This is a genomic window from Ruegeria sp. BHSA123 (assembly GCF_059613425.1).
The window spans coordinates 127,741-148,969 of sequence record NZ_JBXWSL010000001.1; the positions used below are offsets into that span (position 1 = coordinate 127,741).

The 21,229-nt window shown below is 57.2% G+C and carries 18 protein-coding genes and 1 tRNA gene; 9 read left to right on the forward strand and 10 right to left on the reverse strand.

Translation table 11 applies throughout. The annotated features are described in order from the left end of the window. Positions 1–29 precede the first annotated feature (29 nt). Positions 30–1,256: an MFS transporter gene (locus AC2FNC_RS00655; protein ID WP_480553587.1), complete on the forward strand. Its 1,227-nt coding sequence runs from the start codon at positions 30–32 to the stop codon at positions 1,254–1,256. On the opposite strand, the gene AC2FNC_RS00660 is transcribed toward AC2FNC_RS00655, so the two are convergent. Genes AC2FNC_RS00660 through cysS form a run of 3 tightly spaced genes read right to left on the reverse strand, consistent with a single transcriptional unit; the run spans position 1,257 to position 5,067 of the window. Continuing rightward, a complete protein-coding gene (locus AC2FNC_RS00660; RefSeq protein ID WP_496714376.1) occupies positions 1,257–2,033 on the reverse strand; it encodes a squalene/phytoene synthase family protein in 777 nt (258 codons plus the stop codon). 2 nt (positions 2,034–2,035) lie between these two features. Continuing rightward, positions 2,036–3,670 carry a citramalate synthase gene (gene cimA, locus AC2FNC_RS00665; RefSeq protein WP_496714307.1) on the reverse strand — a complete coding sequence of 545 codons (1,635 nt, stop codon included), beginning with the start codon at positions 3,668–3,670 and terminating at the stop codon, positions 2,036–2,038. Then, the gene (gene cysS, locus AC2FNC_RS00670) at positions 3,670–5,067 is read right to left on the reverse strand and encodes a cysteine--tRNA ligase (protein ID WP_480553589.1); all 1,398 of its coding nucleotides are present in this window, start codon (positions 5,065–5,067) and stop codon (positions 3,670–3,672) included. The genes cimA and cysS overlap by 1 nt, the downstream gene beginning before the upstream one ends. Positions 5,068–5,286: 219 nt before the next feature. Here cysS and AC2FNC_RS00675 point away from each other — a divergent pair, with 219 nt between their 5' ends. Both AC2FNC_RS00675 and AC2FNC_RS00680 read left to right on the forward strand, forming a co-directional pair. Then, positions 5,287–5,631, forward strand: a complete 345-nt coding sequence (locus AC2FNC_RS00675) for an MmcQ/YjbR family DNA-binding protein (protein ID WP_496714310.1) — start codon at positions 5,287–5,289, stop codon at positions 5,629–5,631. 56 nt (positions 5,632–5,687) lie between these two features. After that, on the forward strand, positions 5,688–6,872 hold the full coding sequence (locus tag AC2FNC_RS00680; RefSeq protein WP_496714312.1) for a pyridoxal phosphate-dependent aminotransferase: 1,185 nt from the start codon (positions 5,688–5,690) through the stop codon (positions 6,870–6,872). A 6-nt stretch (positions 6,873–6,878) separates the two neighbouring features. On the opposite strand, the gene AC2FNC_RS00685 is transcribed toward AC2FNC_RS00680, so the two are convergent. Next, a complete protein-coding gene (locus AC2FNC_RS00685; protein ID WP_480553595.1) occupies positions 6,879–7,397 on the reverse strand; it encodes an outer membrane protein in 519 nt (172 codons plus the stop codon). A 414-nt stretch (positions 7,398–7,811) separates the two neighbouring features. Here AC2FNC_RS00685 and AC2FNC_RS00690 point away from each other — a divergent pair, with 414 nt between their 5' ends. Then, positions 7,812–9,356, forward strand: coding sequence for a trimethylamine methyltransferase family protein (locus AC2FNC_RS00690; RefSeq protein ID WP_480553597.1), 1,545 nt, complete (start codon positions 7,812–7,814; stop codon positions 9,354–9,356). Between the two features lie 52 nt (positions 9,357–9,408). On the opposite strand, the gene AC2FNC_RS00695 is transcribed toward AC2FNC_RS00690, so the two are convergent. Next, on the reverse strand, positions 9,409–9,654 hold the full coding sequence (locus tag AC2FNC_RS00695) for an EF-hand domain-containing protein (protein ID WP_480472945.1): 246 nt from the start codon (positions 9,652–9,654) through the stop codon (positions 9,409–9,411). A gap of 537 nt (positions 9,655–10,191) precedes the next feature. Further along, positions 10,192–13,812, reverse strand: a complete 3,621-nt coding sequence (locus AC2FNC_RS00700) for a vitamin B12-dependent ribonucleotide reductase (protein ID WP_496714314.1) — start codon at positions 13,810–13,812, stop codon at positions 10,192–10,194. A gap of 541 nt (positions 13,813–14,353) precedes the next feature. Here AC2FNC_RS00700 and AC2FNC_RS00705 point away from each other — a divergent pair. Beyond that, the gene (locus AC2FNC_RS00705; protein WP_480553601.1) at positions 14,354–14,788 is read left to right on the forward strand and encodes a hypothetical protein; all 435 of its coding nucleotides are present in this window, start codon (positions 14,354–14,356) and stop codon (positions 14,786–14,788) included. A gap of 14 nt (positions 14,789–14,802) precedes the next feature. Here the strand turns inward: AC2FNC_RS00705 and AC2FNC_RS00710 are convergent. From AC2FNC_RS00710 to pdxH, 4 genes are all read right to left on the reverse strand, one after another. Continuing rightward, a tRNA-Pro gene (locus tag AC2FNC_RS00710) sits at positions 14,803–14,879 on the reverse strand. A 43-nt stretch (positions 14,880–14,922) separates the two neighbouring features. Then, positions 14,923–15,390 (reverse strand): DUF192 domain-containing protein, encoded by a 468-nt coding sequence (locus AC2FNC_RS00715; RefSeq protein WP_496714316.1) that lies wholly within the window; start codon positions 15,388–15,390, stop codon positions 14,923–14,925. Positions 15,391–15,397: 7 nt separating this feature from the next. Then, the gene (locus AC2FNC_RS00720; protein WP_496714378.1) at positions 15,398–15,904 is read right to left on the reverse strand and encodes a cold-shock protein; all 507 of its coding nucleotides are present in this window, start codon (positions 15,902–15,904) and stop codon (positions 15,398–15,400) included. A 142-nt stretch (positions 15,905–16,046) separates the two neighbouring features. After that, entirely contained in the window at positions 16,047–16,652 is a 606-nt protein-coding gene (gene pdxH, locus AC2FNC_RS00725; RefSeq protein ID WP_480517750.1) for a pyridoxamine 5'-phosphate oxidase, read from the reverse strand. A 135-nt stretch (positions 16,653–16,787) separates the two neighbouring features. Between pdxH and fabI the strand changes: the two genes are divergently transcribed. The 4 genes from fabI to AC2FNC_RS00745 all read left to right on the forward strand — a co-directional run bounded on the left by fabI (position 16,788) and on the right by AC2FNC_RS00745 (position 21,227). Beyond that, positions 16,788–17,594, forward strand: coding sequence for an enoyl-ACP reductase FabI (gene fabI, locus AC2FNC_RS00730; protein ID WP_480553605.1), 807 nt, complete (start codon positions 16,788–16,790; stop codon positions 17,592–17,594). Between the two features lie 4 nt (positions 17,595–17,598). Continuing rightward, on the forward strand, positions 17,599–18,108 hold the full coding sequence (gene gpt / locus AC2FNC_RS00735) for a xanthine phosphoribosyltransferase (protein ID WP_480517147.1): 510 nt from the start codon (positions 17,599–17,601) through the stop codon (positions 18,106–18,108). Positions 18,109–18,129: 21 nt separating this feature from the next. Continuing rightward, on the forward strand, positions 18,130–19,305 hold the full coding sequence (locus AC2FNC_RS00740; RefSeq protein WP_480517149.1) for an aminotransferase: 1,176 nt from the start codon (positions 18,130–18,132) through the stop codon (positions 19,303–19,305). 80 nt (positions 19,306–19,385) lie between these two features. Beyond that, positions 19,386–21,227, forward strand: coding sequence for a SurA N-terminal domain-containing protein (locus tag AC2FNC_RS00745; RefSeq protein ID WP_496714319.1), 1,842 nt, complete (start codon positions 19,386–19,388; stop codon positions 21,225–21,227). Positions 21,228–21,229 lie beyond the last annotated feature (2 nt).

Here is a 21,229-nt window from a genome sequence, read left to right on the forward strand (position 1 = left end):
GCAAACACTTAGCCGATACCCATTCCGCCATGACCATGATCTCGACCCTTCCTAATGACCGTCAGGCCAAACGCAACGTTGCTGTCTTAGTGGCGGCGCAGGCCATTCTGGGCGCGCAGATGCCAATGATGTTCATCGTCGGAGGGCTGGCCGGTCAGTCACTGGCGACCAATCCCTGCCTGGCGACATTGCCCATTTCACTGATTGTTCTGGGATCGATGCTGGCGGCCACGCCAATTTCGGCCATCATGCAAAAATGGGGGCGTCGCGTCGGGTTCTTTGTTGGCGCGACATCCGGTGCGTTGGGCGGGTTGATCGGGGCCTATGGCCTGTTTCTTGGCTCTTTCCCCGTCTTCCTTGTCGGCAGCCTGTTGACGGGCCTCTACATGAGCGCCCACGGATTCTACCGGTTCGCCGCAGCGGACATCGCGTCGGACGAGTTCCGCCCCAAAGCGATTTCCTATGTCATGGCTGGTGGACTGGCGGCTGCCATCATTGGCCCGCAAATCGTAAAACTCACATCCGAAGCCTATGTCATCCCTTTTCTGGGCACCTATCTGGCTGTCATTGGGATCAATGTTCTGGGGTCCGCCCTGTTCTTCTTCCTTGATATTCCAACACCTGCAAAACCCACCGGCTCCGAGCCCAAGGGGCGGTCGCGACTGGAGTTGTTGAAAACACCTCACATCGCCGTGGCCATCATATGTGCCATGGTATCTTACGCGCTGATGAACCTTGTGATGACGTCAACGCCGTTGGCCGTGGTTGGTTGTGGTTACTCGGCCAATGACGCGGCGGACATCGTTACCAGCCACGTGCTTGCCATGTATGTGCCCAGTTTCTTCACCGGTCACCTGATCGCCCGGTTTGGTATCGAAAGGATTGTTGCGCTGGGTCTGGCGATTCTTGCAACCGCTGGCCTGGTCGCCTTGCAGGGCGTTGAATTGGGGAACTTTTTCGTTGCCCTCATTCTTCTGGGTGTTGGATGGAACTTTGGCTTTATCGGCGCGACAACGATGCTGGCCGCATCGCATGAGCCGCAGGAACGCGGCCGGATGCAGGGCCTTAACGACTTGCTGGTGTTTGGCGGAGTGACTATGGCCTCGCTGGCTTCGGGTGGATTGATGAACTGCTCGGGTGGGTCCCCGGTCGAAGGGTGGACAGCAGTCAACCTTGCAATGATCCCATTGCTGACACTGGCAGGCGGAGCCCTGTTGTGGCTGGTTCTGCGACCTGCCGACCCGGAACGGGCCTGATCACCAGCGCCCGCTGCCCACAGCCCACATCAAGGACAATCGCTGCTGTATTTCTCCCGGTACCAGAGCACCAGAGGCAACACGTTCGGGTCGAGCTATGGCTTGCTTCAATATCCGTTCGGCCAACCACCCGGAATATAATGCCGACCGTGCCTCAACCGAAATATCAGCCCGATGCGATCTGGCTTTGTACAGACGATTCAATGCGGCCCCGGCCAAGGCACGCACCCCTTCGTAGGTGCCGTCCAGCAACGGTATCCGCCCGCGTCGTTCCAGTTCAGGGATAGCCCTGAGCCAGTTCGCCACCCCGACCGCATATCCAAAATCACGCAACGCTGGTTCATCCGCTGCCCCCAGTGCCTGAGCGGATGCAACAAACAATGAACCCGTACTGTGATCGATATAGGCGTCAAAGTGTTCCTGATCTTCGAACGGGTCACGGTATATATCCCAACGCCTTACGGCCACATATTCATCCAAAACGCCTGCCAGATGGGGCGAAAGAACCCGTGACAAGGGTGTTACCACCTCGTGCCGCCGTACGGTTGCCCCTTCAGCAATTTCCTGTAGCGCGTCACGCCACCATTGCAGCCGCATCTCGGCGATCATCGGCTCTTGCGTCACCCAGGGTGCGCGGGCAACTTCGACGTTCAGCGCGTAAATTGGGAACAGGACTGCACGGTCTGCAACCGGTGCAGCCATCGCTGCGCGGAAACGATCTGGATCAGCCCTTTGCACAAGTGCCGCGCAGGCTTTGACGTCTTGGTCAAAGACCACGCTCACTCGGCTGCTGCCTTTTTCGGATCACAATCGCGCACCAACTTCCACTGAATCGCATCCAGAAGCGCCTCGAAAGACGCATCGACTATGTTCGCGCTGACGCCCACGGTAGACCAGCGCCGCCCCTGCCCGTCTTCGCTGTCGATGATGACACGCGTGACCGCTTCGGTGCCGCCTTGCGTAATCCGCACCTTGAAGTCGACCAGACGCATATCTGACAGTACCTGCGAATACTGGCCCAGGTCCTTGGCCAAGGCTTTGGCCAGCGCGTTCACCGGCCCCCTGTCGCTGCCTGACTCGTCCATGGATTCGCTGACAGACAGCTTCTTTTCGCCATCCACTCTTACGACAACAACGGCCTCGGACAGGCTGACCATCTTGTTGTATTTGTTCTTACGCCGTTCAACGGTGACTTTGTAACGCTTAACCTCGAAGAACTCGGGCAATTGACCCAGCTCTTCCCGCGCCAGCAGTTCAAAACTGGCCTGAGCGGTGTCATAGGAATATCCGTCAGCCTCGCGGGCTTTTATCTGGTCAAGGATGCGGCCAAGTGCCGGGTCACCTGCCTCAACACGCAAACCGGCCTCGGTCAAACGCTTACGCAGGTTTGACTGGCCAGCTTGGTTCGACATCGGAATGATACGCGAGTTCCCGACGCTTGCGGGTTCCACATGCTCATATGTCGATGGATCCTTGAGGATCGCGCTGGCGTGCAGCCCGGCCTTATGCGCAAAAGCCGACGCCCCGACATAAGCCGCCTGCTTGCTGGGCACCCGATTCAGAACATCATCCAGCATCCGGCTGATCCGGGTCAAACCAGCCAAAGCCTCACGGCTGACACCAATATCAAACTGCGACGCATAGGGTTCCTTCAGCAACAGCGTCGGGATCAAAGCGGTCAGATTTGCATTGCCGCAACGCTCGCCCAAACCATTCAATGTGCCCTGAATTTGCCGTGCACCGGCCTCAACAGCAGCCAGAGAACAGGCAACGGCGTTTTCGGTATCGTTATGGGTGTGAATGCCCAGCCGATCACCGGGCAGCCCGGCTGCGATCACCTCGGATACAATCCGCCCGACCTCGGACGGCAAAGCGCCACCATTTGTGTCGCACAGGACAACCCACTGCGCGCCAGCCTCAAGCGCTGCGCGACATACATCCACGGCATATTCCGGATTGTCCTTGTAGCCATCAAAGAAATGTTCCGCATCAAACAGCGCTTCACGCCCCTGCGCGACGATATGCGCGACCGAGGCGCGCACGTTTTCCGTGTTTTCTTCCAGTGAAATGCCAAGCGCGTGGGTGACGTGATAATCATGCGACTTGCCGACCAGACAAACAGCCTGCGTTCCCGCATTCATCACCGCAGCCAGCACATCGTCATTCTCGGCTGATCGTCCTGCGCGTTTGGTCATGCCGAATGCCGTCAACCGGGCCGCGGTTTTCGGAGCCACCTCGAAAAACGCGCTATCGGTCGGGTTGGCGCCGGGCCAACCGCCTTCGATGTAATCCACGCCCAATGCGTCCAGCGCCTGCGCGATCTGCACTTTTTCTGCGGTCGAGAACTGCACGCCCTGCGTTTGCTGCCCATCGCGCAGGGTTGTGTCGTAAAGGTAGAGGCGTTCCTTGGTCATCAGACCTCCTCCAGCTTGGCAGCATCAAAACCGGCGCCCGGCACCAGTTCGACACCTTCCTTGCTCATTCGAACCTCAAGCCCCGCCGCTACATATGCTGCCTTCAAGCGATCAACTTCCGAGAAGTCCTTGCTTTGCATCGCGGTGGCTCGTGCTTTCGCCAAACGGTCCGCATGGGCGGTCAGGTCGAAAGATGCGGTATCGGCCCAGTCGCCCATCTCAGACAAAAGCAAACCCAGCTGTTGCGAACTTGCCAACAGGCCTGCGGCGTCACCATCTGAAGCCAGGCGGTAAAGCTCGCTCATGGCACCTGCCGTATTCAGATCGTCACTTAGTGCTGCGATGACTTCAGGTGCCGCACTGGCGGCAGGTTCGATACCTGCTGTCAGCGCCCGCCATTTGCGCAGCGTCGCCTCGGCCTCATGGGCCTTTTTCTCGGTCCAGTCCATCGGCTTGCGATAATGCGTCTGAAGAAAGACGAAGCGGATCACTTCACCCGGCACGCCCTGCTCCAACAGATCGTGCACGGTAAAGAAATTGCCCAGCGATTTGGACATTTTCTTTCCTTCAACCTGCAGCATCTCGTTATGCAGCCAGACCCGCGCGAATTCGCCATGCGGGTGCGCGCATTTGCTTTGGGCGATCTCGTTCTCATGATGCGGGAACATCAGGTCGTTGCCACCACCATGGATATCAAAGCTCTCACCCAGCAGTTCATAGCTCATGGCTGAGCATTCGATGTGCCAGCCCGGACGTCCCCTGCCCCATGGGCTGTCCCAGCCCGGCAGTTCATCGGTCGAAGGCTTCCACAACACGAAATCCATCGGGTTTTTCTTGTATGGTGCCACCTCGACCCGCGCACCTGCGATCATGTCATCGACCGACCGGCCAGACAGCTTGCCATAGCTTTCTTTCCAGCTGTCGACCGCGAACAGAACATGGCCTTCGGCGGCATAGGCGTGGCCCTTGGCGATCAGGTCTTCGATCATCGCGATCATCTGGGCGATATACTGGGTCGCGCGCGGCATCTGGTTGGGTTCCAACGCTCCCAACGCCCCCATGTCGTGCAAGTACCAGTCGATGGTCTCGTCCGACCGCTCCTGCACCAATTGTTCCAGCGTGCCTTCTGCACCAGCCTGCTTGCGCGCCAGCGCCGTCGCATTGATCTTGTCGTCCACATCGGTGAAGTTGCGCACATAGGTCACATGCTTTGCGCCATAGACGTAGCGCAAAAGGCGATAGAGCACATCGAACACAACCACCGGACGGGCATTACCCAAATGGGCGCGGTCATAGACCGTTGGGCCACAGACATACATCCGCACGTTTTCAGGATCGATCGGTACGAAGTCTTCCTTCGTCCGCGTCCGTGTGTTGTGCAGCTTGATCGTCGTCATCGGTCGGGCTCCTAAGAAACAGCAAAGGCTTGCGCGTTGGCGCGGGCTTAGCAACTTGTCTCAGGGATGAAAACGAAAGAAACCGGCCCGCTTGATAAATCAGCAGGTAATGCAGCAGATAATGATGCAGGTCACCGGGTTCATGGGACATCGGTTAGCATGGGATCATTCGCAAGCCAAGTGTTGAGTTTGCCACCCCCGTTGGGCACAGTGCCAAACATGGACCGAAATTTCGTCACTTCCATCTGCAAAACGCTTCCCGGCGCTGAACTGTCCGATCCCTGGGGCGGTGGCCATGACGCCTGGAAAATTGGTGGCAAGATGTTCGCCTGTATCGGAATCGAAAATGATGGTGTTTCCGTCAAAACGCCCGATATCGAGACGGCGCAGATGCTGATTGACGCCGGGATCGGCGTAAAAGCCCCCTATTTCCACCGCAGCTGGGTGCGTCTTCCGTTTGAAACCGGCGCTGACGAAATGCGCCATCGTTTGACTGCGTCCTATGACCTTGTCCGCGCATCATTGACCAAAAAACTTCAGGCCTCGATAGCGCCGCGAAGCTGATTGACAAACGCCTGCCGCTCTGTCCCATTCAGCGCAGAGTAACCGGGGCCCTTGTCATGGAATTGTCCAAGCGCATCACGCAGATCACCGGCGGCAGCGACGGGTGGGAGGTGTTCAACCGCGCCCGACGGATGCTGAATGATGGGCATGCCGTGACAGAATTGACAATCGGCGAGCATGACGTTCGTACCGACCCGTCGATCCTGCACGCTATGGGCCTGTCGGCCCGCAACGGTCACACCGGTTATGCCACTGTGCCCGGAACAGATTTGCTGCGTGATACGGTTGCTGCCCGGGTTCAGTCCCGCACAGGTATTCCAACGACGCGCAACAATGTACTGGTCACGCCCGGTGGGCAGTCCGCCCTGTTCGCGGCGCATATGGCTGTGTGCGATCCCGGCGACACCGGGCTGTTTCTTGACCCGTATTATGCCACCTATCCCGGGACGATTCGCGGTGCCGGGGCCATTGCCCGCGCTGTTCGGACCGCTGCAGAGGATGCATTTCAACCGCGCGCCGAATTGATTGATGCAGCCGCGGAAGGCGCGGTTTCGCTGTTGATCAACACACCGAACAACCCGACCGGAGTGGTGTATTCCCGTCAGTCACTTGAAGCCATTGCCGATGTTTGCCAACGCCGTGACCTGTGGCTGATATCAGACGAAGTCTATGACACCCAGATCTGGGAGGGCGAGCACCTGTCCGCCCGCGTGCTGCCCGGAATGGCCGACCGTACCTTGGTTGTTGGATCAATGTCCAAATCTCATGCCATGACCGGGTCCCGATGCGGGTGGATCGTTGGTCCTGAATACGTGATCCGTCACCTGATAGATCTGGCTACTCATACTACCTATGGCGTACCGGGGTTCATTCAGGACGCGGCCAGCTTTGCACTGACCGCAGGACACGAACTTGAAAACAAGATCGCCGCGCCATTCCGTCGCCGCCGTTCATTGGCGATGGACGTATTAGCGGCACAGAACACAGTGGGGCTCGTCCCGGCGCAGGGTTCTATGTATCTGATGCTGGATGTACGGGCGACCGGGTTGACGAGTGAAGGGTTTGCGAACGCCCTTTTGGACACTCATGCGATTGCGGTCATGCCGGGCGAAAGCTTTGGCAAAGCCGCAGCGGGGCACATTCGGGTTGCCATGACCGTGGATGATGAGAAATTTGTCAGTGCCTTGAGAACCCTGTGCATGTTTTCAGCGCAGCTCGCCAAGCGACACGCGGCTGAATAGCCGCATTCAAAACCGAAACGTCGTACGCAGGTTGAAAACATTGGTGTCCAGACTGCCGCTGGACCGGGTGACATCGTCGAAATTCTGCCGCAGTGCTTCACCGCTGATGACGAAATTCTCGCCAATCGGATAGGCCAATCCGATTCCGTAAACCGCGGCTGTGTCACTGTCGACCGATGTATCAGCCCGCGCTGCGCCTACGACCACGTACCCCAGAGCGTTACCGAAATCATATCCACCACGCAATTTCAAGCTGGTCATGCTGTCGAGACTGCCCTGAGACTGTCCGAGGTTCAGGGACAGCCGATTATACTCCAACTCACCGCCCAGAACGAAATTCCCAAAGTCCCGGTCATAGCCCAGATGCGCACCAAAGGCCGTATCATCGCCATTCGCACCACCCGGACCATCGGCATCTGCAAATCCAAAACTGAAACCGGCATACCCGCCAGTCCAATCCTCCGCCGCAACAGGGTTAGCGCCGGCGATAAATATCGCAACAACAAGGACGGAAATAAGGTTCATAGTCGGGTTCAATGCAACACCGCTCTGGTTTCGATCAGAGGCATGACTTCAATTCAATCTGTGACCTGCTGCTCATAATTCAACTCCGCGCAGCAGACCTTGGAAGTAAGTGAATGCAGTATAACAGATTTCTTCCAAAACGGGCGAAAATCTCGGCGTTTGGTTCTCTGACCCCATAAGCCGTGAGAATTGTCCATATGAATAATCATCAAAGGTCGCAAATAGAACAGATTGTGTCGCCGCGTTTTGGAATTGTCGCGCAAGACGTTGAGGGGCAAAATGGCAGACGATGACTGGAAAATCAGCCTGATCAGCCGCACCATTGGGGCGGATCGTGGCCGCGCCGCACGAGGACGGCCGTAAAGGTGTGCTTGCAGACACCTTAAGACATCACTCAACGACCGGATTCTTGAAATGAACGACCAACCCCGCAATTCTTCGCGCAGTGGCGGCCGCGCCGCGCGCCGTGCTGCCCGTGCAACCGCACTGCCTGAGCACCTGCGACCTGTCCGCCCCGGAATGGAAGGCGGCGTCCTGAATGTACTGACACAGGCGCAGATCGAACGCATCCACGAAGCAGCACTTACCGCGCTTGAAACCATTGGCTTGGCGGATGCCCCGCAAAGTGGCATTGACTATCTGGTCGGTGCGGGCTGCACCTTGGGTGACGATGGCCGTATCCGTTTCCCTCGTGCCCTTGTCGAGGACACGATTGCTAAGGCGAACCGCTCAGTCACTTTGTACAGCCGGGATGGAAACACCGATCTGGAATTGTCGGGCACCAAAGTGCACTACGGTACGGCCGGGGCCGCCGTGTCCATGGTCGACGTCCACGGTCGGGAATATCGCCATTCCACCGTGCAAGATCTGCACGATGCCGCGCGAATCTGCCAACATCTTGATAACATTCACTTTGTGCAGCGGCCAATGGTCTGTCGTGACATCGCGGACAACCTCGAAATGGACCTCAACACAATTTACGCCTGTTGTTCTGGGTCCTTCAAACATGTCGGGACATCCTTCACCGAACCAAGCCACGTCGCACCGGCGATGGAGATGATCTATATGATTGCGGGCGGTGAAAACAAATTTCGCGAGCGCCCCTTCGTTTCGAACTCGAACTGCTTTGTTGTTCCTCCAATGAAATTCGCAACCGAAAGCTGCGAAGTGATGGAAGCATGCATCAAGGCCGGTATGCCTGTCTTGTTGCTATCTGCCGGTATGGCCGGTGCCACAGCGCCGTCGACCATCGCCGGTGCGATCACGCAAGCAACTGCGGAATGCCTGGCGGGATTGGTTTATGTTAATGCCGTAAGTCCCGGTGCCCCGGCGATTTTCGGCACCTGGCCCTTTGGTCTGGACCTGCGGACCGGTGCCATGTCGATTGGTTCAGGGGAACAGGCCCTTCTGACTGCCGGATGCGCCCAGATGCACCGGTTCTATGACTTGCCGGGCGGAGCTGCGGCTGGCGCATCGGATTCGAAACTGCCCGATATGCAGGCCGGCTGGGAACAGATGTGTTCGAACGTCATGGCAGGTCTGTCCGGTCTGAACATGGTGTATGAGGCGGCCGGGATGCATGCCTCGTTGCTGGGGTTCTGCCTGGAAAGCCTTATCCTCAGCGATGATCTGATCGGACAGGCGCAACGCTGTGTACGCGGGATCGAGGTGACGGATGACACGCTGGCACTGGATCAAATGGCGGCGGTATGCATGGGCGGCCCAGGCCACTATCTGGGAACTGACGCAACGCTGAGCCGGATGCAGTCAGATTACGTCTATCCAACATTCGGAGATCGCTCCTCGCCGAAAGAGTGGGTGGAGCTTGGCAAGCCCGATCTGGTGGAAAAAGCCGTAGCCCGGAAAGAGGAAATCCTTTCCACCCCTTCCCCTGCAAGGTTCGACCCGGTTCTGGACGCCGAGATTCGGAAAAAATTCAAAATCCATCTTCCCGCCTAAGGTGATGGAAAAGGCGGCCCGAAATGGATCGGGCCGCCTGTTCATTCGATGCCTACCCGTCGCTGGGCGGCAGCAATCCTGCCTCCTGCGCGATCGCGACCTCGTCTGCATCCAACGCTCCGTCACCATTGGCATCCATGGCCGAGAAAGTGTCAGCGTTGATTTCCGGTACGACTGCCTGAATTTCCTCGATGGTCAAAAGACCATCACCGTTGGTATCGGCTGAGGATTGGGCCGAAGCAACGCCGGGCAAGCCCAGAACGGCCACGGAAAGCCCGATCAAATAATGCGATTTCATTTCAGTGCCTCCTGAAAGGTGTGTTTGTGTTTACGTCCGGACAGCGCCCAGAAGCACATGGACACCCCGGCGCGTCACGCGCTTTGGTAGAACTTCGTGATTTCACGCCAATCTTCGCGTGTTTGCCCGAGTCGGGTTTGCGGCCCTCCGCCTGAAGAAGGCGGCAAAACCTGTATCGGCGGCTCTTGCCCGACAGGACCACCTCAATCCGGCAATGTGGCGCTTATCCGGGACGACTCGGCGGGTAAAAAGAAAGGGGGCCGAAGCCCCCTGTCAGTTTCGCCTTCCAGGCTCATTTCGTTGACCGCCCGGTGTTTTTTTGCCTGCGGCCTGGACTGCGCATGGGGCGAGCGCACCCGCCCCGTGAAAGAGTGGGAAGGAGCAAATATTCCGCCCCACCCTGTTCCCGGCCAACACGGGCATGTCGGCCGAGTGGAGAATGGTCAGTCGGTAACAGACCTGTTCTCCGTATTCGTCGGGGTCGGTTACTTAGGTCAGCGTCCGACCCCTACGCCCCGGGGTGCCAGGGCGTTAAATTCAGCTACACCCGCTTGTCGCGCCGCAGGTGTTGCACTTCATGCAAGTTCCGTTTCGTACCAGCGTGTAGTTTCCGCACTCGCCGCAGGGGTCGCCCTCATAGCCCTGCATCTTGGCTTTGGTGCGGGCGTCCATCCCTGTTGCCACTGCCGTTTCGGTGGCAGGCGCTTCAAAGACAGTTGCTGTTTCTGCTAAACCGGCCACGTCACCATAACTGCCGTTGAACACCATCAGATCCTGCGGCAGACGCTTGCGCAGATACCCGGTTGAACTGATTTGTTTTAACACTTCCAACGACTTGGACGCCGCAGTTTCACTGATTTCCGAGACGTTGGAAACGCCTTCCTCTTCACCGCGTCCCAGATCATCAAAGGTAGCACCCTCGGGTTTCACATGGGCCAGATCGGTACGGTCCAGATAAGACACGGCCAGTTCGCGGAAGATGTAATCCAGGATCGACGTCGCGTTCTTGATCGAGTCGTTGCCCTGCACCATCCCTGCCGGTTCGAACTTGGTAAAGGTGAAGGCGTCGACAAATTCCTCCAGCGGCACGCCATATTGCAGACCGACCGACACGGCGATGGCAAAGTTGTTCATCATCGCCCTGAAGCCAGCACCTTCCTTGTGCATGTCGATGAAAATCTCGCCCAGTTGACCGTCTTCGAACTCACCCGTGCGCAGATAAACCTTGTGGCCGCCAACGATGGCCTTCTGTGTATACCCCTTTCGGCGATGCGGCAGTTTCTCGCGATGACTGCGGATAATTTCCTTGACCACAACCTTCTCGATCACCTTTTCGGCCAGAACGACGGCTTTTTCCTGAGCAGAGCCGCTTTCCAGCACCTCGGCCGCCTCGTCATCATCCTCGACCAGCGCAGCCGCAAGGGGCTGAGACAGTTTCGAGCCGTCACGGTACAGCGCGTTGGCTTTCACACCCAGCGACCAGCTAAGTTCATAGGCCTTCTGGCAGTCTTCGATTGTTGCATCATTCGGCATGTTGATCGTTTTGCTGATCGCACCCGAGATAAAGCTTTGTGCCGCTGCCATCATGGTGATGTGGCTGTCAACCCCAAGGAAACGCTTGCCTTTCTTGCCGCACGGGTTGGCGCAGTCGAAGATCGCGTAGTGTTCTTCCTTCAGATGCGGTGCACCTTCCAGAGTCATGGTTCCGCAGACGTGGTCGTTGGCCGCGTCGATATCCGCGCGGGTGAACCCCAGATGGCGCAACAAATCAAAGGTCGGGTCATTCAGCTTGGTCGCCGGAATGCCCAGAACACCGGTGCAGAAATCTTCGCCCAATGTCCATTGGTTGAAGACGAACCGGATGTCAAAGGCGCTTTCCAGCGCGGCGTCCACCTTGGCCAGTTCATTGGCACCAAAGCCGTGGCCAGTCAGTGAGGTGTGGTTGATCCCCGGCGCATTGCCGATTGTGCCGTGACCGACCGCGTAGGATACGATCTCTTCGATCTGCGACGAGGAATAGCCCAGCTTTTCCAGCGCAGATGGTACCGAGCGGTTGATGATCTTGAAGTAACCGCCGCCTGCCAGTTTCTTGAACTTGACCAGCGCAAAATCGGGCTCGATCCCCGTTGTATCGCAATCCATTACCAGACCGATGGTGCCTGTGGGGGCAATCACCGTGGCCTGTGCATTGCGGTAACCGTTCTGCTCGCCAAGGCTCAGCGCCTCATCCCAAGCGGACATGGCCAGATCGACCAAACGCTTGTCGGGGCAGTTGCCATGGTCCAGAGGCACCGGCTTGACGGCCAGTTTCTCGTACCCCTCAGTCACACCCTGCGCCGCGCGGCGGTGGTTGCGGATGACGCGCAGCATATGCTCGGCATTGCGCTTGTAGCCCTTGAACGGGCCAAGCTCACCGGCAATTTCAGCTGAAGTGGCATATGCCACACCGGTCATGATCGCGGTCAGCGCACCGCAGATCGCCCGCCCCTCGTCCGAGTCATAGCTGTAGCCCATGTTCATCAACAGGCCGCCAATGTTGGCATAACCAAGGCCCAGCGTGCGGAAGTCGTACGACAGCTGCGCGATTTCCTTTGACGGGAATTGCGCCATGGTCACCGAGATTTCCAGCGTCAGCGTCCATAGGCGCGAGGCGTGCATGTAATCGGCGGCCTGGAACTCACCGTCCTTGAGGAAGGTCAGCAGGTTCATCGAGGCCAGGTTACAGGCCGTGTCATCCAGGAACATGTATTCCGAACACGGATTCGATCCGCGAATTTCACCATCTTCAGGGCACGTGTGCCATTCGTTGACCGTGTCGTGGAACTGGATGCCAGGATCAGCACAAGCCCATGCGGCGTGACCAACCTTTTCCCAAAGATCGCGCGCCTTGACGGTCTTTGCGACTTTGCCATCGGTGCGGTTGATCAGCTGCCAGTCCGCGTCTTTCTCGACAGCAGTCAGAAACCCGTTGGTCACGCGGATCGAGTTATTCGAATTCTGCCCCGAGACCGAGCTATAGGCTTCCGAATCCCAGTCTGTATCATAGGTCGGGAACTCGATGCTGTCGTGGCCCTGCTTGGCGTAATCCAGAACGCGTTTGATGTAAGTCTCGGGGATTGCGACCTTTTTCGCCTCGCGGATCGCCTTTCTCAGCGCTTCGTTCTTGTTTGGATCATAGGCATCCTCGGCCGCACCGTCCCAAGAGCGAATGGCCTCGAAAATACCGTTCAGCATCTTTTCGTGCATCTTCGATCCGGCAACGATCGAGGCCACTTTCTGCTCTTCGATTACCTTCCATTCGATGAATTGTTCGATATCGGGGTGATCCGCATCGACAATGACCATCTTCGCTGCCCGACGGGTTGTCCCGCCTGATTTGATTGCGCCGGCGGCGCGGTCGCCGATCTTGAGAAAGCCCATCAGGCCCGAGGATTTGCCACCACCCGACAGCGCCTCGCCTTCTGCACGCAGATGGCTGAAATTGGTTCCGGTGCCCGAGCCGTATTTGAACAACCGTGCCTCGCGCACCCATAGATCCATGATGCCGCCTTCGTTCACCAGATCATCATCGACGGACTGGATGAAGCAGGCATGTGGCTGCGGATGCTCGTAGGCGGATTTGGATTTGGTCAGCTTGCCGGTCTTATAGTCGACGTAGTGGTGCCCTTGCGCCGGACCGTCGATTCCATAGGCCCAGTGCAGGCCAGTATTGAACCATTGCGGGCTGTTTGGCGCGGCGCGCTGAGTCGCCAGCATGTACCGCGTCTCGTCGAAATAGGCGCGCGCATCCTCCTCGGTCGAAAAGTAGCCACCTTTCCACCCCCAGTATGCCCACGCACCGGCCAGCCGATCAAAGACCTGCTTTGAGGAAATTTCGCCCTCGAACTCAGCATCTTCAGCGGGAACCGACCGCCAGAGGAACTCGGGAACGTCTTTTTCCTTAACTTTGATCAATTTGGACGGGACGCCAGCCTTGCGAAAGTACTTCTGGGCAATCACGTCGCTTGCCACCTGCGACCAGGTTGACGGAACTTCGATCCCTTCCAGGCGGAACACAATGGTTCCATCGGGATTTCGGATTTCAGATGTCGCGGACACAAAATCCAGTTCCGAATAGGCATCCTGATCTGGTTTGGTGAATTTTCTTTCAATCTTCATGTCCGCAGCCCTAGTTAAATTCCGCCTAATTTTCGGTTCACGGCACTACATTTTGAGTTGCGGAGCACCACCCGCAACGCCGACAGAAGCGCGCAAAGGTACTGGACGCTGCTTTGGACAGCGAAAAAGCCGTTACAACGGCTGCACGTTAATAGACTGTGCTTATCCGACCCTCGCCTGTTGCCGTCCCGGCTTGAACACCAGATATTGTGGCAATCTCTTCGGCTCATACAATTTGACGTATATTGCCATAGAAGGTCAACGCCCTTTTTCAGCCAAATTTGAAATCTTTTTTGTTGACCAGACCCAGACATGAGAGGAGTCAAACTCTGGGTACGATTCCTCCACAGGCTCGCCTGCGGTAAATTTTCGGTCACGACTCGAAGTCTCAATTCGAATTACCGTTTTTGCCAGCATAGTTATCTGTATTTGATCAACCAACACCTCGCTGGTTAGGCTGCAAAGGAATCAGCTTCGCCGGGTCTGTCGAACCCACACTGAACGACCAAAGGTTCACTTCGAAATGAGAAAGGCCAAACGAATGAAGTTGCTTCGCTTTATCCCCGCGTTGGCCTGTATCGTGGCCTGCACGCCACAAGAAACGCCCACCCCGTCACGTAGCGCGCTGTTCGAAACCCATCCCAAAAGGTTATTTGAGGCATTCGAAACCAGTTGTTCTGGTCCCGGCAAGGTCTTTGAGAAAATCGGCGAACAGGCTTTTGAATGCAGCGAGTATCTGCCCCCAAAAGCGGCTGCCTATTTGATTCTGAACTATGACGGATTTCCGCAGGACCTGCCCCAGAGCGTCATGCGCCTGACATCGTCAAAAACAGGGTCCGGCTATCGCGTTGACGCACGATCGTACTTTAAAGTGCCGCAGAAAACCGGCGCAATCGTTGAGGTTCCACTGGAAAGTGACGTGCTGGATCAGGCGATCAGCTCGTTGTATCTGGCGATGGGCGGCACGCCCACATGAGAATGTGAAGGAAGTGGTCGGGGCGGCAGGATTCGAACCTACGACCCCCTGTACCCAAAACAGGTGCGCTACCAGACTGCGCCACGCCCCGGACCGTGCGCCTTCCTAACGATGACAATCTGATTTGAAAAGCCCTAACAGGGCCAAATCGCAGGACCTTGCGAAAAAATTTCGTGCTGCATCTGAGTGCCGACGCCGACAGAGTAACGTGCAGACAATCCGGCATTGATTTCCAGCACCGCAAAAACGGCATCCCCACCTTCAATCGGTGTCAGATCGCCGGGAATCGCCCTCTCATGCACATGTGTCACTGTGCCCGTACGGTCCAGAAATATCATGTCGAGCGGAATCAGTGTGTTCTTCATCCAGAACGCGACGGGTTGCGGTGGGTCGAAGACAAACAGCATACCGGATCGATTCGGCAACGTCTCGCGAAACATCAGACCCCTTGACCGTTCCTGTGGCGTAACTGCCATTTCCACGTCAAATCGGATTGTCGCGCTGTCGTTTCGGAGTGTGACATGGTCGGCGCTGCACGCAGCAAATGCCCCCCCCGTCCACAGCGTGATCAGAAGCGTCCAGAATACCAGAAAACGAGTCATGGAACGGTCAGCCGTCCAGCGCGGCTTCCCAGGCGAGAACCTGCGCCGCCATTCGGCCACGTTTGCCGTCAATTACGCGCATCGCAAGCGCCTCTCCGGGCTGAAGGTCAGCAAGCCCCGAGCGCCGCAACACTTCGATATGCAAGAACACGTCTTCGCCGCGCCCGAAAACATTTGCGAACCCGAAGCCCTTGCCTTTGTCGAACCACTTCACCCGCGCGGCCTCCAGAGGGGCTTCTGCGATAGCGTCCGCATCCAACTCGGCGAAATCGGCCAACATCATCGACTCGGCGCGCGCCGGCGGGTCGATTGCAACAACCTCAACCGCCTGAACACCTCTGTCCGTGCGGTGTGTCATGATCTCGATACCTGCTCCGTCCGCGACGGAACTTTGGCCGAAATTGCGCAATACGTTCACATGCAACAGAATATCCGGGCCGCCTTCGTCAGAAACAACAAAGCCGTATCCCTTGGCGGGATCGAACCATTTTACGTGTCCACGGACGCGATACATGTTGTTCAGGTCTTCAGGCACGGTTTTCCCATCGCGAATTTTAGCAGTTCGTCAAGGGTCTGTTGTTTATGGGATTGGCAGACAATTTCAAGCCGAAAAAGTTGTTTACTTTCTGCTTGTTGCATTTCACGACACGTGAACGTCATGGATTCAACCTTTCAACATGCCATGCCGATCCCGGCTCAATTCGTTGCCATCTGAACCGATCATGCAAGCGGAACGCTCCATCGGCCCAGAATTCTATCTCTGTCGGCGTCAATCGGTACCCGCCCCAGAATGGAGGACGAGGTGGATTCGGCCCAAGTTTAGCAGTCACTTTCGCGACCTCTGCCATCAAAGCTGTCCGACTTGAAAGCGGTTGTGACTGCTTTGAAGCCCAGGCACCCAGTCGGCTTTTCAGTGACCTCGATGCATAATACGCATCAGCCTGGGGCCCGTTTTCACGACATACTGTACCACGAACACGAAGTTGACGCCGCAAAGATTTCCAATGCATTACAAATGCGGCTTTTTCGGACGTATCCAGCTCGTTCGCTTTGGCGCTTTCGTAGTTTGTATAGAAAACAAATGAATCCGCTTCGATTTCCTTCAGCAGAACCATGCGTGCATTTGGCAAACCGTCCGGGTCAACGGTTGCAAGCGCAATCGCATTCGGATCGTTCAATTCGGTTTCCTGAGCCTCAGCCAGCCACCGGGCCGCAATTGCAAACGGATCGGAGCCAGCAAAGATGCCATCACGCTCGGTCATTTCCATCCCCTGGAAAGTATTAATGACGAGCCTAAGGCGAGAACCCGCTGCGAGCAAGAGCGCACGGCCTTGATGCAGCGCTACCAATGGCATAAACCATGCCAATCTAACGCGAAGACAGGCGGAGAACCAAACATGTCAAATCAGTTGATGGCCGGCAAACGTGGCCTCATCATGGGACTGGCCAATGACAAATCTATCGCATGGGGAATCGCCCGCGCCTTGTCCGAAGCCGGAGCTGAACTTGCCTTTTCCTATCAGGGTGACGCCCTAAAGAAACGTGTGGACCCACTGGCTGCGCAACTGGGCAGCGAAATCGTTCTGCCCTGCGACGTGAGCGATGAGGCTTCAATTGATGGGCTTTTCTCGGCACTGGAAGAGAAATGGGGCAAGCTGGACTTTGTCGTTCACGCCATCGGTTTTTCTGACAAGAACGAACTGCGTGGGCGCTACGTGGATACCAGCCGGGCCAATTTTACGCTGACGATGGATGTATCCGTCTATTCGTTCACCGCAGTTATGCAGCGCGCGGAAAAGATGATGTCTGAAGGCGGCAGCGCCATAACGCTGACCTATTACGGAGCCGAGCAGGTGATGCCCCACTATAACGTGATGGGTGTTGCCAAGGCCGCTTTGGAAGCGTCGGTCAAGTATTTGGCGGAGGACCTGGGCAAGGACGGCATTCGCGTGAACGCGATTTCGGCCGGTCCGATCAAAACGCTGGCCGCCAGCGGTATTGGCGATTTCCGCTACATCATGAAATGGAACGAATACAACTCTCCGCTGCGCCGCAACGTGACCATCGACGATGTCGGCAAGTCGGCCCTGTACCTGTTGTCAGACCTCAGCAGCGGCGTCACCGGTGAGAATCTGCACGTGGATTCGGGCTACCATATTGTCGGAATGAAGGCCGTTGACGCCCCAGACGTGGAAAAAGGTTAAGAACATGAGCGCTAAGGACCGCCTGCCGCACGAAAAAGGATTTCACATCAGCTGGGACCAGATCCACCGCGACTCGCGCGCATTGGCGTGGCGTCTGGATGGGCAAGGCCCCGATGACGGCAGCTGGCGTGCTGTTGTGGCGATCACCCGTGGCGGCATGGCCCCTGCGATGATCGTCAGCCGGGAACTGGATATTCGTACTGTCGATACGGTCAGCGTGAAATCCTACCATCATCAAGCTCAGGGTGAGGCGGAAGTTCTGAAAGCACCCGATACCAACCTTATGGGTGACGGAACCGGAATTCTGATCATCGACGATCTGGTAGACAGCGGAAAAACATTGGAGCTGGTTCGGGAGATGTATCCAAAAGCGCATTTTGCGACGGTTTATGCCAAACCCAAGGGACGCCCAATGGTGGATACGTTCATCACCGAAGTCAGTCAGGACACGTGGATCTTTTTCCCGTGGGATATGGCCCTTCAATATGTCGAGCCCTATCGGGGCACCGATTGAAATCAGATCAGTAGGCAGCACATGACGCTCAGCCGTACCGCCGCAACATTCGCGCCGCCAGTGATGGAAGCGCGCCGATGGGTCGAGGGCGTTTCGTTCCCACCCGAACGTCCGTTGATCAACGTAAGCCAGGCGGCGCCGGTTGACCCGCCGCCACTGGCCTTGCGCAAGGCTATGGCCGAATTTACCGTGCGCGAAGACCATGCGCACCTATACGGCCCTGTGCTGGGAAATGACGACCTTCGCACGGAACTGGCTGCGCAGATAAGCGCGCATTATGGGGCAAAGGTCGAGGCACCTCAGGTTGCTATCACCTCAGGATGCAATCAGGCGTTTTCAGCAGTGATATCGGCCATCACCGGTGAAGGGGATGAGGTTATTCTACCAACCCCATGGTATTTCAATCATAAAATGTGGCTGGATATGTCGGGTGTTCAGGCGGCGGACCTGAAGACCGGCGACGATTTGCTGCCCGGTCCGGAGCGCGCGCGGGCGCTGATAACGGACAAAACACGCGCAATTGCTCTGGTCACGCCCAACAATCCCGGCGGCGTTGAATACCCGGCAGACCTTGTCCGCGCCTTCTTTGAGCTGGCGCGCGAAACCGGGATTTACCTGATCGTCGACGAAACCTATCGTGACTTCGACAGTCGCAGCGGGCCGCCACATGATTTGTTCCAGCAACCAGACTGGGATCAGACGCTGATCCACCTGTATTCCTTCTCCAAGGCATACAGGCTGACGGGTCATAGGGTCGGTGCCATTGCAACGGGCCCCGCACTTCTGGCTGAGGTCGAGAAGTTTCTCGACACCGTTGCCATTTGCCCCGGTCAGATCGGACAGTTCGCCGCGCTTTGGGGTATGCAAAACTTGTCGCAATGGCTGGCAGGCGAACGCGACGAAATACTCGACCGTCGCGCTGCCATCCTTGAGGGTATGCCCGCGCTGGAAGCCGAAGGTTGGCGCCTTTTGGGACTTGGGGCGTATTTCGCCTATCTGGAGCACCCGTTTGACATTCCGTCCGACGAACTTGCCAGGCGTTTGGTGCGTGAAGCCGGTGTTCTGTTATTGCCCGGTACCATGTTTATGCCCGATCACCACCCGGACGGGAAACGGCAAGTGCGCATTGCCTTCGCCAACCTCGACCGCACAGGTTTGGGCCAATTGTTCGAACGGTTGCAGGGCCTGTCCTTCTAAGCTTGCCCCCCGGCGGTGTGCGTCGTATTCAAGGCGGCAACCGACAGGGCAGAACGCTGCCGTAATAACAAGAGGGCACCATGGCCGCAGGCGCTAAAAGTCTTTCGAAAACCTTTGTCTGGATTCTGATGGGCATGCTGATGCTGGGGCTCGCGGGGTTCGGCGCCGTCAACCTGAGCGGCACAGTCCGTACAGTGGCGCAAGTTGGTGATGAAAGCATCTCGATCGATGACTTTGTCCGCGAGTTGCAGCGCGAGATCCGCGCGGTTGAGGCGCAATCGGGTCAGCCCCTGCAAATGTCGCAGGCGCGCGATCTGGGGCTGGATCGAAACGCGCTTGCCCGCCTGACAGCCTTGGCGGCACTGGACAATGAGGTGAGCCAGCTCGGGATCTCCATTGGGGATGAGAACCTGCAAAAAGAGATCGTGTCTGTCCCGGCCTTTCAAGGCGTAGACGGCAATTTCGACCGTGAGGCATACCGCTTTCAGCTTGAACAGGTCGGCATGACGGATTCCGAGTTCGAGTCGGACCTGCGCAAAGAATCCGCCCGTACGATCGTTCAAGGTGCGATCATGGGGGGTGTGGAAATGCCTGCCACCGTGACAGACACAATGGCCAACTATATTGGTGCCCGTCGCAGCTTTACCGTTGCGACGGCAGGGGCCGAGGCTTTGGAAACCCCCGTGGCCGAACCGACTGACGCGCAGATTCAGACCTACTATGACGAAAACGCTGAACAGTTCACCCTGCCCCGCACGAAACAGCTGACGTATGCGATTCTGTCTCCGGCCATGTTGGTGGACACGGTCGAGGTTGACGAAGAGGCTCTGCGAAAACTTTTTGAAGAGCGGTCGGCAGAGTATAATCAGCCAGAACGCCGTCTGGTCGAGCGCCTGAATTTCCCGGATGAACAAGCGGCCAACGACGCCAAGGCGCAGCTTGAGGTCGGCGGCACGACATTTGAACAACTGGTTCGGGACCGTGATCTGGAGCTTTCGGATATCGACCTGGGCGACCTCACGCGTGAGGATCTGGGCGAAGCCGCCGACGCCGTGTTCGCGGCAGAACTTGACGCCGTTGTCGGCCCTCTGCCATCGGTATTTGGCCCCGCCCTGTTCCGTATCAACGGATCCCTGGCTGCAAACAGCGTTCCCTTTGAGGAGGCCGAACCGGCCCTGCGCGAAGAACTGGCGACAGAACGCGCCCGCCGCCTGATCGAGGCACAGTCCGAAGATGTCAACGACATGCTGGCTGGTGGAGCGACTCTGGAAGAATTGGCAAATGAAACTGAAATGGAGCTGGGTCAGATTGACTGGACCCGCGACAGCGCCGAGGACATAGCGGCCTATGACGGGTTCCGCGCGGCCGCCGAAGCCGTGCAAGAGGGAGATTTCCCTGAAATCGCATTTCTCGAAGACGGATCGATCTTTGCATTGCGCCTGAACGACGTTCTGCCACGCCGCCCTGAACCGCTGGAAAGCGCACGCGACCGTGTCGCCGCTGCCTGGGTACAGGCAGAGACCAATAAAGCCCTTTTGGACAAAGCAAACGCCGCACTGAGCCAACTGGCCACTGATGGTGACTTCGCTGCGACTGGCCTGCCCTTCCGCGTTGAAAACGCGCTGACGCGTACCGCGTTTCTTGATGGCGTCCCCGCCAGTTTCATGAACGAAGTGTTCCAGATGGAACTCGGTGAGTTACGCGTCATTGGTGGAAATGGTGCAGCCTTGCTTGTTCGTCTGGACGAGATTCTGCCCCCCGAGGATTCCGACGAACTGCGCCGGTTGCGCGACGCACTGGCTACGCAGATGGATCAGGCGCTGTCGCAGAATATTTTTGACGCATACGTACGGGACGCTCAGACCCGCGCCCGCCCGGTCGTGGATCAGCAGGCGCTGAACGCCGTGCAGGCGAGCTTTTAAGC